The sequence below is a fragment of the Microvirga aerilata genome (assembly GCF_016743775.1).
In the GTDB taxonomy this organism is placed as follows: domain Bacteria; phylum Pseudomonadota; class Alphaproteobacteria; order Rhizobiales; family Beijerinckiaceae; genus Microvirga; species Microvirga aerilata.
Genome location: NZ_JAEQMY010000024.1, coordinates 17,404 through 32,640, shown reverse-complemented (window position 1 = coordinate 32,640; position 15,237 = coordinate 17,404). Strand labels below are relative to the sequence as shown.

16 protein-coding genes are annotated in these 15,237 nt (G+C 66.0%); 11 read left to right on the top strand and 5 right to left on the bottom strand.

Annotated elements, in window-relative coordinates; genetic code table 11:
- Window positions 1-84 precede the first annotated feature (84 nt).
- From JKG68_RS16605 to JKG68_RS16570, 8 genes are all read left to right on the top strand, one after another.
- Window positions 85-882 (top strand): IclR family transcriptional regulator, encoded by a 798-nt coding sequence (locus tag JKG68_RS16605; protein WP_202061644.1) that lies wholly within the window; start codon window positions 85-87, stop codon window positions 880-882.
- A 47-nt stretch (window positions 883-929) separates the two neighbouring features.
- On the top strand, window positions 930-2,561 hold the full coding sequence (locus JKG68_RS16600; protein ID WP_202061643.1) for an acyl-CoA synthetase: 1,632 nt from the start codon (window positions 930-932) through the stop codon (window positions 2,559-2,561).
- Window positions 2,562-3,321: 760 nt separating this feature from the next.
- Entirely contained in the window at window positions 3,322-3,789 is a 468-nt protein-coding gene (locus JKG68_RS16595; protein WP_202061642.1) for a Tat pathway signal protein, read from the top strand.
- A gap of 10 nt (window positions 3,790-3,799) precedes the next feature.
- Entirely contained in the window at window positions 3,800-4,486 is a 687-nt protein-coding gene (locus JKG68_RS16590) for a MotA/TolQ/ExbB proton channel family protein (protein WP_202061640.1), read from the top strand.
- Window positions 4,486-4,932, top strand: coding sequence for a protein TolR (gene tolR, locus JKG68_RS16585; RefSeq protein WP_202061635.1), 447 nt, complete (start codon window positions 4,486-4,488; stop codon window positions 4,930-4,932). Before JKG68_RS16590 ends, tolR begins: the two co-directional genes overlap by 1 nt.
- A 17-nt stretch (window positions 4,933-4,949) precedes the next feature.
- Complete coding sequence (locus tag JKG68_RS16580; protein ID WP_202061630.1) at window positions 4,950-5,777, top strand: energy transducer TonB family protein; 828 nt, start codon at window positions 4,950-4,952, stop codon at window positions 5,775-5,777.
- 112 nt (window positions 5,778-5,889) lie between these two features.
- Entirely contained in the window at window positions 5,890-7,494 is a 1,605-nt protein-coding gene (locus JKG68_RS16575; protein ID WP_202061628.1) for an FAD-dependent oxidoreductase, read from the top strand.
- Window positions 7,491-7,709, top strand: a complete 219-nt coding sequence (locus JKG68_RS16570; protein ID WP_202061626.1) for a DUF2783 domain-containing protein — start codon at window positions 7,491-7,493, stop codon at window positions 7,707-7,709. Before JKG68_RS16575 ends, JKG68_RS16570 begins: the two co-directional genes overlap by 4 nt.
- 13 nt (window positions 7,710-7,722) lie before the next feature.
- On the opposite strand, the gene JKG68_RS16565 is transcribed toward JKG68_RS16570, so the two are convergent.
- The 5 genes from JKG68_RS16565 to JKG68_RS16545 all read right to left on the bottom strand — a co-directional run bounded on the left by JKG68_RS16565 (window position 7,723) and on the right by JKG68_RS16545 (window position 12,265).
- Window positions 7,723-8,427, bottom strand: a complete 705-nt coding sequence (locus JKG68_RS16565) for an ABC transporter ATP-binding protein (protein WP_202061625.1) — start codon at window positions 8,425-8,427, stop codon at window positions 7,723-7,725.
- Window positions 8,420-9,202 (bottom strand): ABC transporter ATP-binding protein, encoded by a 783-nt coding sequence (locus JKG68_RS16560; protein WP_202061623.1) that lies wholly within the window; start codon window positions 9,200-9,202, stop codon window positions 8,420-8,422. The genes JKG68_RS16565 and JKG68_RS16560 overlap by 8 nt, the downstream gene beginning before the upstream one ends.
- On the bottom strand, window positions 9,199-10,146 hold the full coding sequence (locus tag JKG68_RS16555) for a branched-chain amino acid ABC transporter permease (RefSeq protein ID WP_202061621.1): 948 nt from the start codon (window positions 10,144-10,146) through the stop codon (window positions 9,199-9,201). Before JKG68_RS16555 ends, JKG68_RS16560 begins: the two co-directional genes overlap by 4 nt.
- A gap of 2 nt (window positions 10,147-10,148) precedes the next feature.
- Window positions 10,149-11,021, bottom strand: a complete 873-nt coding sequence (locus JKG68_RS16550) for a branched-chain amino acid ABC transporter permease (protein WP_202061619.1) — start codon at window positions 11,019-11,021, stop codon at window positions 10,149-10,151.
- Window positions 11,022-11,098: 77 nt separating this feature from the next.
- Window positions 11,099-12,265, bottom strand: a complete 1,167-nt coding sequence (locus JKG68_RS16545) for an ABC transporter substrate-binding protein (protein ID WP_202061617.1) — start codon at window positions 12,263-12,265, stop codon at window positions 11,099-11,101.
- A gap of 348 nt (window positions 12,266-12,613) precedes the next feature.
- Between JKG68_RS16545 and paaG the strand changes: the two genes are divergently transcribed.
- From paaG to paaK, 3 genes are read left to right on the top strand one after another with little or no spacing between them, the layout of a single operon-like run.
- On the top strand, window positions 12,614-13,405 hold the full coding sequence (paaG, locus tag JKG68_RS16540) for a 2-(1,2-epoxy-1,2-dihydrophenyl)acetyl-CoA isomerase PaaG (RefSeq protein WP_202061610.1): 792 nt from the start codon (window positions 12,614-12,616) through the stop codon (window positions 13,403-13,405).
- Window positions 13,405-13,881: a hydroxyphenylacetyl-CoA thioesterase PaaI gene (gene paaI, locus JKG68_RS16535; protein WP_202061608.1), complete on the top strand. Its 477-nt coding sequence runs from the start codon at window positions 13,405-13,407 to the stop codon at window positions 13,879-13,881. Before paaG ends, paaI begins: the two co-directional genes overlap by 1 nt.
- Window positions 13,882-13,894: 13 nt before the next feature.
- Window positions 13,895-15,229 carry a phenylacetate--CoA ligase PaaK gene (gene paaK / locus JKG68_RS16530; protein WP_202061606.1) on the top strand — a complete coding sequence of 445 codons (1,335 nt, stop codon included), beginning with the start codon at window positions 13,895-13,897 and terminating at the stop codon, window positions 15,227-15,229.
- Window positions 15,230-15,237 lie beyond the last annotated feature (8 nt).

Sequence of the window (15,237 nt, the reverse complement as noted above, 5' to 3'; positions counted from 1 at the left end):
CATGGCGAGAAGCATTTTAAGTTCCATCCACGGACAGAGGCTTGGATCTTTGGTCCATCATATGGACCTCAATGGATCGGCAATATGGATGATGCTCAGTTCTCGACCGGCGACCTATCGGGGGCTCAAAGTGTGGACCGGGCCCTGCGGCTGCTGGCGCTGGTGGGGCGCGAAGCCGAGCGTGGCGCGCAGCTGAGCGACATCGTCGAGGAAAGCGGCCTGAACAAACCCACCGCGAGACGGCTGCTCCTCGCCCTGATGCGGGCGGGCTTGATCGAGCAGGAGACCAGGACGCGGCGCTACTATCTGGGCGAGGAGGCCTATGTGCTCGGCACCCTCGCGTCCCGCCGGCATGGGCTGCTCGAGCTGTCCCTGGAGAGCCTGCGCAACCTCTCGGAAGCCACCATGGACACAAGCTTCGTTTCCGCGCGGCGGGGCAACTATGCGGTGTGCCTGCATCGCGAGGAAGGAACCTATCCGGTTCGAACCCACGCCCTGCAAGCCGGCAACCAGCATCCTCTCGGCATCGGCGCCGGCTCGTTGGCGATGCTCGCAGCCCTCGACGACAGCGAGATCGAACGGGTGCTTGCCGCGAACAGGAAGGTGCTCGAAACCCAGTATGCCAGTTACTCCATGGACCAGATCCGGGACGACATCGCCCGGACGCGCGACCAGGGATACGCGCTCAATCCGGGGCGCATCTTCGCCGGATCCTGGGGCATCGGCGCTGCGATCATGTTTCCGGACGGACGGGTCGCAGGCGCGCTCAGCATCGCGGCGATCGACAGCCGCATGACCGCCGAGCGGCAGCCCGAACTGGCCCGCTGCATGCGGATCGAGGTCGACCGCATCGAGGGCAGCCTCCGCAAGATGTGGTCCTGACCGCGCAGCCTCCAATGTCATCGCACCTTGATCCCGGAACGGACCAAATGATCAGCAGCTCCCCTCCCCCGCATGGCGGCGTCGCACCGGCATCCACGCGGGTCATGAACCTTTCCCATTTCCTCCGCCAGGCGGCGCGGCGGCATGGGGCGGAAACAGGCTTCGTTTGGGGCGAGCGCACGTGGACATGGGCCGATCTCGACAGGCGCGTCGATGCCATGGCGGCGGCTCTTTCGGCTAAGGGAATCGGGAAGGGAGATCGTGTGCTGGTGCAGTCGAAGAACTGCAATCAGATGTTCGAATCGATGTTCGCCTGCTTCCGGCTCGGCGCCGTTTGGGTGCCGACGAATTTTCGCCAGACGCCGGGCGAGGTGACCTATCTGGCACAGGCGAGCGGCGCATCCGCCATGATCTGCCACAGCGACTTTCCGGAGCATGCGGAAGCCGTGCGCAGCGCCATCCCGGATCTGCGGTTCATCGTCTCGATCGGCCCTTCCGCGTTCGGTGAGGACTACGACGCGCTTGTGCGCCGGCATGAAGGCCAATCCGTTCCGACCGCAGTGGTGGACCGCGACAGCCCATGCTGGTTCTTCTTCACGTCGGGAACGACCGGGCGCCCGAAAGCCGCCGTCCTGACCCATGGCCAGATGGCTTTCGTGATCACCAACCATCTCTGCGACCTGATGCCGGGAACCACGCATGCCGACGCCTCCCTGGTCGTCGCCCCCCTCTCCCATGGGGCCGGCGTCCATCAGCTCGTGCAGGTGGCACGGGCGGCCAAGACCGTGCTGCTCTCGAGCGACCGCTTCGATCCCGATGAGGCCTGGAGCCTGGTCGAGCGCTGGCGCATCACGAACATGTTCACGGTGCCGACCATCGTGAAGCTGCTGACCGAGCACCCGTCGGTGGATGCCCATGACCACCTGTCCCTGCGCTACCTCATCTATGCGGGCGCTCCCATGTACCGGGAGGATCAGAAGCACGCGCTGAAAAAGCTGGGCAAGGTGCTCGTTCAGTATTTCGGCCTGGGGGAGGTCACCGGCAACATCACCGTGCTGCCGCCGGGCCTCCACGAGGCCGAGGACACCCCCGGCGTGAAAGCCGGAACCTGCGGGTATGAGCGAACCGGCATGCAGATCTCGATCCAGAACGATCGAGGGGACGAGGTTCCCCCGGGCACGACCGGCGAGATCTGCGTCTGCGGGCCGGCGGTCTTCGCAGGGTACTACAACAACCCGGAAGCCAACGAAAAGGCGTTTCGGGACGGCTGGTTCCGCACCGGCGATCTCGGGCACATGGACCAGGAGGGCTTTCTCTACATAACGGGCCGCGCCTCCGACATGTATATCTCGGGAGGCTCGAACATCTATCCGCGCGAGATCGAGGAGAAGATCCTCACGCATCCTGCCGTCGCGGAAGTCGCGGTTCTCGGCGTGCCCGACAGAACCTGGGGCGAGGCCGGCGTGGCCGTGTGCATCCTCCGGCCGGAGGCGGCGCTCGACGAGCAGGATCTCCTGGACTGGATGGACGGCAAGGTCGCCCGCTACAAACTGCCGAAACGCGTATTCTTCTGGGATGCGCTGCCGAAATCGGCCTATGGCAAGATCACCAAGAAGACCATTCGCGCGGAGCTCGAAGCCAGGGGATGCATTCCGTCCGAGCAATCCGCCGAGAGCTAGGCGGTTCGCGACGGATCGCAGCCGCGCGGCACTTTCCGTTGCGCAAGGCTCGTTAACCGGCCGTTAACCATGTTGGGCCGATGATGATCCGGCTGATCCGAACGCCGGATCGACACCTTCCCGAAAGCAAGCGGGGCGCGGATGTACCGCCCCGTTTGCTTTGGGATCAGGATCCCTGCCGCCGGAGACGTCCCGCTTTCAAGCCGGCGCCCGCAACCCTCGGTCAGCTCTCAAACAAGCACCACATACGCAACCGCCACGGCCGCGATGACGCCGACGAACGCGTAAGGGTACCAGGCGGGAAAGGGCTTGTCGTGACCGTTGAAGCTCAAGGGGATCTCCCGCGCATAGGAAGCTTTCCCTCCTGTGGCGGCGCAAAATGGTATTTTCGTGGAGGCCGGACAAAATCGTCGCCTGCGCGAACCCTTGAGGAAGGTTTCAGCAAGAAGATGGGCCTGCCTGAGCCGTCCTTTGGGGCATGGGGACTAAGAAAAAGTACCTTGAAGCCGTTTTAAAGAAGCGATTTCGGCACCGATCTCAAAGCCGTAGGGGCTGTTTTAGAACGCCTCTGATCTTCTCCTAACCTCTTGATCAATCTGAATTCTTTCAGATATTCCATGGGCACTGCCTTTGTGAGCCTGACAGGCTTCGGGCATTGGATCGAACCTGCTGACGATGTCTGTGACGGGCGCCTCCCGCGAGGCGCCAAGGCTGCTTGCCGCGGCCCGCAGGCGCTCGCCTGCACGAGGAGAACGACAAGATGGGCATCAGCGCATGGAATGAGCCCGGGTTTTCGGCAGGCCCCGTATTGGCCTGCCTGGCCCTGCTCCTGCCTTTCAGCGGCATGGCCCTGGCCCAGGCTCCCTCGCCGGCCGCGACGGCCCTGCGCATCGAGTTGAACAAGGTCGAAGCGGCCGGCGAGAGCTGCCGCACCTATTTCCTGATCGAGAACCAGAAGGGCGAGAGCTGGCGCTCCCTGAAGCTCGACCTGTTTGCCCTCGACACAGATGGCGTCGCGGCCAAGCGGCTGGCTGTCGAGGTCGGTCCGGTGCCGGGCCGCAAGACCCTCATCAAGCTCTTCGATTTTCCGGGACTGAACTGCTCCCGGCTCGGGCGTGTGCTCCTGAACGACGTCCTGGCCTGCGAAGGCGCGGCCGGCTCACGGGAGGACTGCCTGTCCGCCGTGGAGACCGCCTCCCGGATCGACGCCGTGTCCTTTGCGAAGTGAGGCCGATGCCATGAACGAGATCGCGTCCGCAGCTCCGCACGACCTGTCGTTTCTCGCCCTGTTCCTGCAGGCCGACCCAATCGTCAAGGGCGTCATGATCATGCTGGTCCTGGCCTCCTTGGGCTGCTGGACGGTGATCGTCGACAAGCTCCTGCGCATCGGGAGCATCCGCCGGCAGGCTCGCGCCTTCGAGACGGCCGCCCGCTCGGGCGACAAGCTTCACCCGCAGATGGCCGGAACCACGGGCCGGATCGTCGCGGCGGGCCATGAGGCTTGGCGCGACCAGGACGCATCCGAGAGCCGTGCCGAGCGCCGCGAGCGCATCGAGCGGGCCATGCGGGCCGCCCTTTCCGTCGACATGCGCCGGCTCCAGACCGGACTGCCCTTCCTGGCCACCACCGGATCGGCAGCGCCGTTCATCGGCCTCTTCGGCACGGTCTGGGGCATCATGAACTCCTTCTCGGCAATTGCGGCGAGCCAGGACACCAGCCTCTCGGTGGTTGCCCCCGGCATCGCCGAAGCGCTGTTCGCCACCGCCATCGGCCTCGTGGCCGCCATTCCGGCGGTGATCGCCTACAACAAGCTCACGACGGATCTGGGCCGTCTCCAGCAGTCCTTCGCGGCAGGCATCACGGCGCTGGGCGACCGCCTCGCCCGCGACCGCAAGGCCCATCTCCGGGCGGAGGCCGCCGAGTAATGGGAATGGGCCCGGTCCGTTCGCAGGAGGCCGACGACGAGTTCGCCGCCGCTCCCCTGTCGGAGATCAACGTCACGCCGCTTGTCGACGTCATGCTCGTGCTGCTCATCATCTTCATGGTGGCAGCGCCCCTCATGACCGTTGGCGTGCCCGTGCAGCTGCCGAAGACGGCGGCGCCGAAGGTGTCGCAGCCCAAGCAGCCGGTGGTGATCAGCATCGACCACAAGGGCCAGCCCTTTCTCGACAAGGAGGCTCTTTCCCCCGACGCCATAATGCCGCGCCTCAAGGAGCTCGTGAGCCAGGATCCCAACCAGGTCGTGCTGGTTCGCGGCGACAAGGCCGTTCCTTACGGGCGCATCGTCGAGATCATGGGGCAGATCAGCGCCGCCGGCTTCGGCAAGGTGTCCCTGATCGCGCAGGCCCCCGGCGGACCCGCGGTCCCCTAAAGCCCGCAGCGCAGCCGATGACCGTTCAGACCATCCGATCGCCGCAGGACCCGGGCCGTCTCGGGATCGCCTTCGTCACGGCGCTGTTCCTGCATGGAGCAGCCTTTGCGGCGCTGACCCTCTGGCCCCCGGGGGAGACCGTCGCTCCGCCGGGCGAGCAGGAGATCACCATCGACCTGGCTCCCGCCATGGAAGAGATCGCATCCGTGGCGCCGGCCGAAGTCTCCGCGCAGGCTGCTCCTCCCGTCGAGGAGGTCGAGGCTCGGCAAGCCGAAGAAGCGGAAGCGGTGCCCGCTGAGGCGCTGCCCGAGGCGCCCCCGGAGCCCGATGCCGTCGTGGCTCTTCCGCCGCCGGAGACAGTGGTGGCGAAGCCGCCCGAAGAGAAGCCCGCGCCCAAGCCCGCGAGGAAGCCGCCGCCGGCCAAGCCGGTGGAGCGCAAGCCCGAGCCGCACCGCACCGTCGCCGCACAGCAGCTTCCTCCATCGCAGGCACGTCAGGGGCAGGCCTCGGCCTCACGAGAGAATACGGGAGGCGCAGCCGCGTCCGCCGATCCGAATGCGCTCAACCGTTACGTGGCAAGCCTCGCATCCGCGCTGCGCAACCGCCTGCGCTATCCCGACATCGCACGCAGCCAGGGCGTTGGCGGCATCGCGACCTTGCGCTTCACGATGGACCGCTCAGGCCGGATCCTCAGCGCGTCCGTCGTTCGAAGCGCCGGCCACCCTGCCCTCGATCAGGCTGCTTTGGCAGCGGCCCGCCCCGGCTCCTCTCTTCCACCGGCACCAGCTTCGCTGCCACAGCAGCAGTTCACATTCTCGGTGCCCCTGCGCTTCGATCTGCGCTGATCATTCCCGGACATGCCAACTTGACGGGCCCGGTCCCCAGACTACCCTGTGCTTGCATCGGACGGCGATTGCACCCTGATGCAGGCCAGTGAAGCAGGGGCGAAGAGGCGCCATGAACACCCGCAAGTCCCTCTACCAGTTCGGCTACCGCCGCTGCGCGGATCAGGACCGCTCCTCCCCTGCGCGGCACCCGGTCGTTGTCGTCGGCGCAGGGCCCGTGGGCCTTTGCACCGCCATCGACCTGGCCCAGCGCGGCGTGCCGGTGGTCCTGCTCGACGATGCGGATCGGATCGGCGAGGGATCGCGCGGCATCTGCTATGCCAAGCGCACGCTCGAGATCCTCGACCGCTTGGGCGTTGCGGAGCCCTGTTTGGCGAAAGGCGTCACCTGGAAGCTCGGCAAGGTGTTTCAGCGCGACGACCTGCTCTACGCCTTCGACCTTCTGCCGGAAGACGGGCACAAGATGCCGGCCTTCATCAATCTCCAGCAATATTACCTGGAGCACGCGCTCGTGGAGCGCGCCGCCGCGCTGCCCAACCTCGAGATCCGCTGGCGCAACAAGGTCGTCGGCCTGAACCGCCGCAACGACGGCGTGACGCTCACCGTCGAGACGCCGGATGGCTCCTATGCGGTTGAAGCCGATTGGACCGTCGCTGCCGACGGCGCCCGTTCAGGGATACGCGGCATGCTGGGGTTGGCGTTCCAAGGCGAGGCGTTCGAGGACCGGTTCCTCATCGCCGACGTGAAGATGAAGGGCGATTTTCCGCCGGAGCGATGGTTCTGGTTCGACCCGCCCTTTCACGAGGGCCGCTCCGCCCTCCTGCACAAGCAGCCGGACGATGTCTGGCGCATCGACCTTCAGCTTGGTCCCGATGCGGACGCGAAGGCCGAGCAGGCGCCGGAGCGCGTGCTGCCGCGCCTGAGGCAGATGCTGGGGCACGACGATTTCGCGCTCGAATGGGTGTCGGTCTATACGTTCCAATGCCGCCGCCTGGAGCGCTTCGTGCACGGGCGGGTGGTCTTTGCCGGAGACGCGGCCCATCAGGTATCGCCCTTCGGCGCGCGAGGCGCGAATTCCGGCATTCAGGATGCGGACAACCTCGCCTGGAAGCTTGCCCGTATCGCCAGAGGTGAAGCATCGGAGAGCCTGATCGACAGCTACGACCTCGAACGCTCGACCGCGGCCGACGAGAATATCGGCCACTCGACCCGCTCGACGGATTTCATCGCACCCCGCTCTTCCCAGGAGCTTCGCTTCCGCGATGCGGCGCTTGCTCTTGCGCGCCATACGCCTTTTGCCAAGCGGATGGTGAACTCGGGCCGGCTGTCGCTGCCCTCCACCTACGAGACACCCCTGTCGACGCCCGATCGGGAAGCCTGGTCCGGCTCGGCCCATCTAGGCGCGCCCCTGCCCGATGCGCCGATGCGCGACCGCAGCGGACAACCGGTCTGGCTCCTTGAGGCTCTCAAGGGCGAGGAGACCGTTCTTCATGTGCCGAACGGACAGGAACCACCGGCAGGCCTGAACGTGCTCGTGATCGGCGAGGATCTCGTGGACGAGAGCGGCCTGTTCGCGCAGCGCTTCGATGCGGCCCCCGGCAGCACCTACCTGGTGCGCCCCGATCAGCATCTGGCGGCACGCTGGCGTTATGCAGATCCCGAGGCAATCCAAAGCGCATCCCGTCGCCTGCGGGGCCTTGCGGGAGTAACAGCATGAGCGCGTTGATCACCGACAGCCGGTTTCCCGATCCGGATCGCGCCTACCGCGCCCTCATCGACGCGCATCGCGGATTGTCGGACGAGAGGAGCGCCGCGCTCAACAGCCGTCTTGTGCTGATCCTTGCCAACCACATCGGCGATCAGGCCGTGCTGCAGGAGGCGCTGACTCTCGCCAAGCAAAGCATGGCGCAGCAGGAACCCGGTGCCGACTGATGGCGCAGGCTGCTCACGCGATGCCGAGATAGGCGGCCTTCACCTGCGGGGCCGCCAGAAGCGCCGAGCCCTCTCCGCTATAGGCGACCTTGCCGGTTTCCAGCACATAACCGCGATCAGTGATGGCCAGGGCCGCACTGGCATTCTGCTCGACGAGCAGCACCGTGATGCCGTCCTTGCGCAGCGACACGATGGCATCGAGAATCTGGTCGACGAGGAGCGGCGACAATCCCAGCGACGGCTCGTCGAGGAGCAGGAGCTTGGGCCGCCCCATGAGCGCCCGGCCGATGGCCAGCATCTGCTGCTGCCCGCCCGACAATCCTCCGGCCAGGAGATGGCGCTTCTCGGCCAGGATGGGGAACATGGCGAACACCCGGTCGCGGTCCCGGTCGATCTCCTTGTCGCGCCGCCTGTAAGCGCCGAGCCGCAGGTTGTCCTCGACGGTCAGAGGGCCGAACACCTGTCGGCCTTCCGGCGACTGCGTGATGCCGAGCTCGACTCTTCCGTGGGGCGCGAGGCGCTCGATGCGCTGTCCGTTGAAGCGGATCTCGCCGCCGGTGATCGGCTGAACGCCCGAGAGCGCGCGCAGCAGCGTGGTCTTTCCCGCGCCGTTGGAGCCGACGAGCGCCACCACCTCGCCTGCGCGCACTTCGAGGCTGACGCCTTTGAGCACCTCGATCCGCCCATAGGCGCTGCGCAGTCCTTCAACCTCAAGCACGGGCGGCCTCCCGTGCGCCATGATGGCCCAGATAGGCCTCCAGCACCTTGGGATCATCGCGCACCTCGCGCGGCGTTCCCTCGGCCAGAGGCCTGCCGCGCTCGAGAACCAGGATCCTGTCGGAAATCTTCATCACGAGCTTCATGTCATGCTCGACCAGAACGACCGCGACGCCCCGGTCGGCCACCTGCCGGATGAGGTGATCGATCTCCTCCGTTTCGACGGCGTTGCACCCGGCCGCCGGCTCGTCGAGAAGGAGAACGCGCGGCTCCGCCGCAAGCGCGCGGGCGATCTCCAGGCGCTTGCAGGCCCCGTAGGAGAGCGAGCCTGCCGGAACGTCGGCAAAGTCCTTCAGGCCGACCTCGGCAAGCAGGTCGAGAGCCGCAGCCCTCGTCTCCCGGTTCTGGCGCGTCACGGACGGCGTTCTGAACAGGGCCGGCAGAAGGCTGCACTTTTCCCGCAGGTGGCGTCCCACCATCACGTTCTCGCAGGCGGTCATGCGCTGGAAGATCTGGAGGTTCTGGAAGGTGCGCGACAACCCCCGCGCCGCGAGCTTGTGGGGCGCGAGGCCCGTCACGTCCTCGTCGGCCAGATGGATCGTGCCGCGGCTTGCCACGTACACTCCGGACACCACGTTGAAGAGCGTGGTCTTTCCGGCGCCGTTCGGGCCGATGATCGACAGGATCTGCCCTGAGCCCACCGAGAAGCTCACGCCGTCGACCGCCTTCACGCCGCCGAAGGAGATGCCCACATCCGTTGCCTTGAGGATCGTCATGACCGTGCCCTCCGGAACAGCAGGCCCGAGAGGCTCGGTACGATGCCGTTGCGCATGAAGATCATCGCCACGATGATGATGAGCCCGAGCAGCAGGTGCTCGTATTCGTGAAAGACCGTCAGCACCTGCGGCAGCGTCACCAGCACGGCGGCGCCCACGATGCTGCCCACCACGGAGCCGAGGCCGCCGAGGACCACGATGGTGACAAGCTCCACCGAGTGCAGGAAGCCCGCCTGATCGGGATTGATGAAGCCGTTCATGAAGGCAAGGGCCGAGCCCGCGAGGGAAGCATAGACGGCCGCGATCACGAAGGCTTGGAGCTTGAACCGGGCGACGTCGACCCCGACCACTTGGGCCGCCACCTCGCTGTCGTGAAGGGCGCGGAACGCTCGCCCGGTGGGCGTCTCGTCGAGATTGAGCGCGATCCATGTTCCCAGGAGCAGGAGCCCGCCGGTGACCCAGTACCAGGTGTCCGATCCGGCGACCCTCCAGCCGAACAGGGTCAGGCGTGCAACGGGCATGCCGTCCGGGCCGCCGGTCCAGCGGCTTTCCGTGGAGATGACGAGCGCCACCAGCACGCCGAGGCCCAGGGTGGCGATGGCGAGATAATGTCCCTTCAGCCGCAGGATCGGCCGCCCGACCAGATAAGCGAGAGCGGCGGAGAGCAGCGCACCGAGGAAAAGCGCGGCCCAGGGCGGCACCCCGAGATGCGCCGGCCCGATGGCCACCGCATAGGCGCCGATGCCGAAGAAGGCCGCATGGCCGAGGCTTACCTGCCCGGCCTGCCCCATCAGGATGTTGAGGCCGATGGCGGCAAGCGCCGAAACCCATACGAGCGACGCCACGCGGAAGTAATAGCTCGAGGGAAAGATCAGCGGGAGAGCCGCGATCATGGCTGCCAGAACGAGGAGCGTCAGTATGCGATGATTCACGAGAGCACGCATCCTCAAACCCTCTCCACCACGCGGCGTCCGAACAATCCCTGCGGGGCGGCGAACAGCACGATGAGAATGACCACGAACGCGAAGGCATCCTTGTAGGTGGAGCTGATATAGCCCGCGCCGAACGCCTCGAGCAGGCCGAGCAGAAGCCCGCCGACGACGGCGCCCACCGGATTGCCCATGCCGCCCAGCATGGCGGCCGCAAAGCCTTTCAGCGCAAGAAGCGTGCCCACGTCGTAGCTCGTCAGCGTGATCGGCGTCACCAGAATGCCCGCCACCGCGCCGATGGCCGCGGACCCGCCGAATGCGAGCGCCATGATCGTGGTCGTGTTGATGCCGACCAGGCGGGCCGCGAGGCGGTTCGCGGCCGTTGCCAGGACGGCCTTGCCGAGAAGCGTGTGCTCCAGAAACACATACAGCACCAGCACGACGACGGCCGCACCGCCGAGGACCCAGAAGCTCTGCGGCTGCACGGCTGCGCCAAGAATGTCGACCGGCGTGTCGCCTGTGAAGGCGGGCAGCTTGTGGAACTGCTTGTCGAACACGATGGTGGCGATGCCGCGCAGCAGGATCGATGCGCCGATGGTAATGATGATGAGCGTCACCGCCGATGCGCCGCGGGCAGGCTCGATGGCGAAGCGATGCAGCATGAGCCCGATGACGACGGCAACGCCTACGGCGATCAGGGCCGCGAGCGGCAGCGGCATGCCGGCCGCCGACGTAAAGACGGTCACCATGCCGCCGAGCATCACGAACTCGCCCTGCGCGAAGTTCACCACGCCCGAGGCGTTGTAGATCAGCGTGAAGCCCAGCGCGACCAGCGCGTAGACCGCTCCGACCGTCAGCCCGGAGATGAGGAACTGGAGGAACTCTGCCATGCTGCTGCCTTACGCCATTCAGGTTGCCGGACGGGAGGCTGGGGCCAGCCTCCCGTCCGGTCGATGTCAGCGAAAGATCAGCTGCCCGACTGAGCCAGGTTCCAGTCGCCGCCCTTGATCTCCAGCATGCGGAACGCCGAGAGATCGAGGCCGAGATGGTCGGTGGCCGACATGTTGACGATGCCGCCCGTGCCGACGAAGCCCTTGGTCTTCTCGATCTCGTCGCGGATCTTCTGCGGGTCCGTGGAGTTGGCGCGCTTCATGGCCTCCACCAGAATGAAGAGACCGTCATAGGCATGGCCGCCGAAGGTCGAGACCGGCTGCTTCGTGGCGCTCTCGTAGGCCTGCTTGTATTCCGTCACCACCTTCTTCTGCGGATCGCTTTCCGGCAGCTTGTCGCCGACGAGAAGCGCCGCCGCCGGCAAGCGGACGCCTTCGGCGGCAGGACCGGCCAGATCGATGAAGCTTTTTGATGCGACGCCGTGGCTCTGGTAGAACGGCGTTGCGGTCATGCCGAGCTGGGCATAGTTGCGGGTCACGATGGCCGGACCCTGGCCGAAGCCCGGATTGACCACCGCCTGCACGCCGGCCGTGTTCTTGATCTTCGTGAGCTGGGCCGTCATGTCGCTGTCGCGCGGGCCGTAGCTCTCGTCGATGAGGATCTGCATGCCGTAGTTGGGCGCGACCTTGACGCATTGCGCCCGCATGGAGGCGCCGAAGCCGTCCGTGCCCGAGATCATGCCGATCTTGGTGAGGTTTCGCTTCTTCAGGTCCTCGAAGATCTTCTCGCAGGCCATCTTGTCGGTGTGCGGGGTCTTGAACACGAACTTGCGCACGGGGTCGATCACCTCGATGGCGCCGGCCAGCGAGATGAACGGCACCTGGGCCTCCTCGAAGACCGGGATCATGGCCATGGTGCTGCCCGTCGTGGTGCCGCCCACCATGGCGATCACCTCGTCGTCCTCGATGAGGCGCGTGGCGAAGGTGCGGGCCTTGTTGGCATCGCCGCCGTCGTCATAGATCACGAGCTCGATCTTCTTGCCGGCAACGCCGCCCGCCGCGTTGATCTTGTCGACGTAAAGCCGCAACGTCTTGTCCTCGGGCTCGCCCAGGAACGACGACGGACCGGTGACCGAGAGCACCGAGCCGATCTTGACGGTGCCTTGCGCAAGGGCGCCGTGAGACAGGCCGACACTGAGCGCGCCTGCGGCCAGCATGAACTTGAGCGTCGTTTTCGATGTCATCCGTTTCCTCCTGGTTGGTTGTCGTTTGTTTTTCTTGATTGTTGCACAGTGAATCGGCCGCCGACGACCCTTCAGGTCATGGCGGTTCGAGCACAGTGGAATGGGAAAGCAGCGGTGGCGAGGCAGGGGTCGGCGCTGCGGCCATCGTGTGGGCGCACAGCCTGCGAGGCTTGGGTGAGCGTGTCCCGATGGTCTTCGAAAAATCCCATCTCATGCGGCTCCGTGCGAGCGGTGAATGCTCTCATTGACCCTTTGCTTCACATCAATATAATTGACCGAACGGTTGGTCAATAGTAAACAAGTCGCAAGCTCGGTGGCATGCCGCCGGCGCACAATCGGGAGGACCTCGTGGAGACCGATCTCATCCTCACGGACAGGCGAGAAGGCTATCGCGTCATCACCCTCAACCGGCCGGACCGTCTCAACTCCTTCAACGAGGCGATGCATGCGACCCTGATGACGGCGCTTCTCGATGCGGAGGCCGACAGCGATTGCCGGGCGCTGATCCTCACGGGCGCCGGGCGCGGCTTCTGCGCCGGCCAGGACCTGTCCGACCGGGTCTTCAGCCCGGGGCAGGCTCCCGATCTCTCCTCGACGTTGGAGCGGCTCTACAATCCTCTTGTGCGCAAGCTGCGCGCGTTGCGGATCCCCGTCATCGGCGCCGTCAACGGCGTGGCCGCGGGTGCCGGCGCCAACATCGCGCTCGCCTGCGACATCGTTCTGGCGGCGCGCTCGGCGAAGTTCATTCAGGCCTTCGCGAAACTCGGCCTCGTGCCCGATTCCGGAGGCACCTGGTTCTTGCCGCGGCTCGTCGGCCCGGCGCGCGCACGGGCGCTCGCCCTGCTCGCCGAGCCGGTCGCGGCCGAGCAGGCGGAGGCCTGGGGCATGATCTGGAAAGCGGTCGACGATGCTGCCCTAATGGACGAGGCGCATCGCTTGGCGGCTCACTTCGCGGCACAGCCCACGGTTGGACTTGGGCTCATCAAGCAGGCCCTCGACGCCTCGCAGACGAACGACCTCGACAGGCAGCTCGACCTGGAGCGCGACCTGCAAGGTCAAGCGGGCCGCACGCCCGACTACATGGAAGGCGTCACGGCCTTCTTCGAAAAGCGCCAGCCCAAGTTCACGGGAAAAGCCTGATGGACGCGCCCTCTTCCGCCATCGCCGCGCACGACACTGCACAAGCCTGCGCCCAGGCCATGTGGGCCGAGGATCAGGCGAGCCAGGGTCTCGGCATGGTGGTGGAGCGGGTGGCGCCCGGCGAGGCCGTTCTGTCCATGCCGGTCCGGCCCGACATGACGAACGGCCACGGCATCTGCCACGGCGGCTTCATCTTCACGCTGGCGGATTCGGCCTTCGCGTTCGCCTGCAACACCTACAACCAGCGCACCGTGGCGCAGCAATGCGCCGTGACGTTCCTGCAGCCCGGCCGCCGGGGAGACACGCTCACGGCGCATGCGGTGGAGCGCAACCGCTCCGGCCGCTCGGGCATCTACGACGTGACGGTTCGCAACGGCCAGGGCGAGGTCGTTGCCGAGTTCCGCGGCCATTCGCGCACGATCCCCGGAACGCTGCTCCCGTCAGGCGCGGACGAGACAGAACCAACAAGAAAATGATTGGGAGGTTTCCTTGAACCAGATTCCGCTCCGCAAGCTGTCCGAGCTTAAGCCGCAAGCCACAGCCCTCGACCGCCTCGAACTCGCATCCCGTGACGAGTTGGCCTCCTGGCAGCGCGAGCGCCTCGCCTGGTCCCTGCGCCACTCTTACGAGAACGTGCCGCACTACCGGGCGAAGTTCGACCAGGCGGGCGTTCACCCGGACGATTTCAAGGATCTCGCCGACCTCGCGAAATTTCCGTTCACCACCAAGGCGGACCTGCGCGACAACTATCCGTTCGGCATGTTCGCCGTGCCGCAAAATCAGGTCGCCCGCGTGCACGGCTCTTCGGGCACCACCGGCAAGCCCACCGTGGTCGGCTACACGAAGCGCGACATCGACACCTGGGCGGACGTGATGGCCCGCTCGATCCGGGCGAGCGGCGCGCGGCCGGGCATGAAGGTGCATGTGGCCTACGGCTACGGCCTCTTCACCGGCGGATTGGGCGCTCATTACGGCGCCGAGCGCCTCGGCTGCATGGTGATCCCCATGTCGGGCGGCATGACCGAGCGCCAGGTGCAGCTCATCCAGGATTTCCAACCCGACGTGATCATGGTCACGCCCTCCTACATGCTGGCGATCCTGGACGAGTTCCGCAAGCAGGGCCTCGACCCGCGCCAATCGTCGCTCAAAGTCGGCATCTTCGGCGCCGAGCCCTGGACCAACGCCATGCGGGCCGAGATCGAGGAGGCCTTCGACATCCATGCGGTGGACATCTACGGCCTGTCCGAGGTCATGGGTCCGGGGGTCGCCTGCGAGTGCATCGAAACCAAGGACGGTCTGCACATCTGGGAGGATCACTTCTATCCCGAGGTGATCCATCCGGTGACCGGCGAGGTGCTGCCGGACGGCGAGGAAGGCGAGCTCGTGTTCACGTCGCTCACCAAGGAGGCGATGCCCGTCATCCGCTACCGCACCCGCGACCTGACCCGGCTCATGCCCGGTACCGCGCGCACCATGCGACGCATGGAAAAGGTCACGGGCCGCACCGACGACATGATGATCATCCGGGGCGTGAACGTCTTCCCCACCCAGATCGAGGAAAAGCTCCTGCAGATCCCGGCCCTGTCGGGCCACTACCAGATCGTGCTGACCCGCGAAGGCCGCATGGACCAGATGGAGATCCGGGCCGAGATCAGGCCCGAGGCCGACTATCCGGAAACCCGCAAGGCCGCGTCCGACCGCCTGAGCCAGGCGATCAAGGATACCATCGGCATCACGGCTCAGGTAAACGTCCTCGACCCTGAAGGGATCGAGCGCTCGCTCGGCAAGGCGAAGCGCGTGATCGACCGCAGACCGAAAGAATAGAAAACCCC

Coding starts and splice junctions, on each gene's coding strand:
- paaI (WP_202061608.1), top strand. CDS start 13,405: ATGGACGCGCCCTCTTCCGCCATCGCCGCGCACGACACTGCACAAGCC.
- JKG68_RS16595 (WP_202061642.1), top strand. CDS start 3,322: ATGGGCATCAGCGCATGGAATGAGCCCGGGTTTTCGGCAGGCCCCGTA.
- JKG68_RS16580 (WP_202061630.1), top strand. CDS start 4,950: ATGACCGTTCAGACCATCCGATCGCCGCAGGACCCGGGCCGTCTCGGG.
- JKG68_RS16545 (WP_202061617.1), bottom strand. CDS start 12,265: ATGACATCGAAAACGACGCTCAAGTTCATGCTGGCCGCAGGCGCGCTC.
- tolR (WP_202061635.1), top strand. CDS start 4,486: ATGGGAATGGGCCCGGTCCGTTCGCAGGAGGCCGACGACGAGTTCGCC.
- JKG68_RS16590 (WP_202061640.1), top strand. CDS start 3,800: ATGAACGAGATCGCGTCCGCAGCTCCGCACGACCTGTCGTTTCTCGCC.
- JKG68_RS16570 (WP_202061626.1), top strand. CDS start 7,491: ATGAGCGCGTTGATCACCGACAGCCGGTTTCCCGATCCGGATCGCGCC.
- JKG68_RS16555 (WP_202061621.1), bottom strand. CDS start 10,146: ATGCGTGCTCTCGTGAATCATCGCATACTGACGCTCCTCGTTCTGGCA.
- JKG68_RS16560 (WP_202061623.1), bottom strand. CDS start 9,202: ATGACGATCCTCAAGGCAACGGATGTGGGCATCTCCTTCGGCGGCGTG.
- JKG68_RS16605 (WP_202061644.1), top strand. CDS start 85: ATGGATGATGCTCAGTTCTCGACCGGCGACCTATCGGGGGCTCAAAGT.
- JKG68_RS16600 (WP_202061643.1), top strand. CDS start 930: ATGATCAGCAGCTCCCCTCCCCCGCATGGCGGCGTCGCACCGGCATCC.
- JKG68_RS16575 (WP_202061628.1), top strand. CDS start 5,890: ATGAACACCCGCAAGTCCCTCTACCAGTTCGGCTACCGCCGCTGCGCG.
- JKG68_RS16550 (WP_202061619.1), bottom strand. CDS start 11,021: ATGGCAGAGTTCCTCCAGTTCCTCATCTCCGGGCTGACGGTCGGAGCG.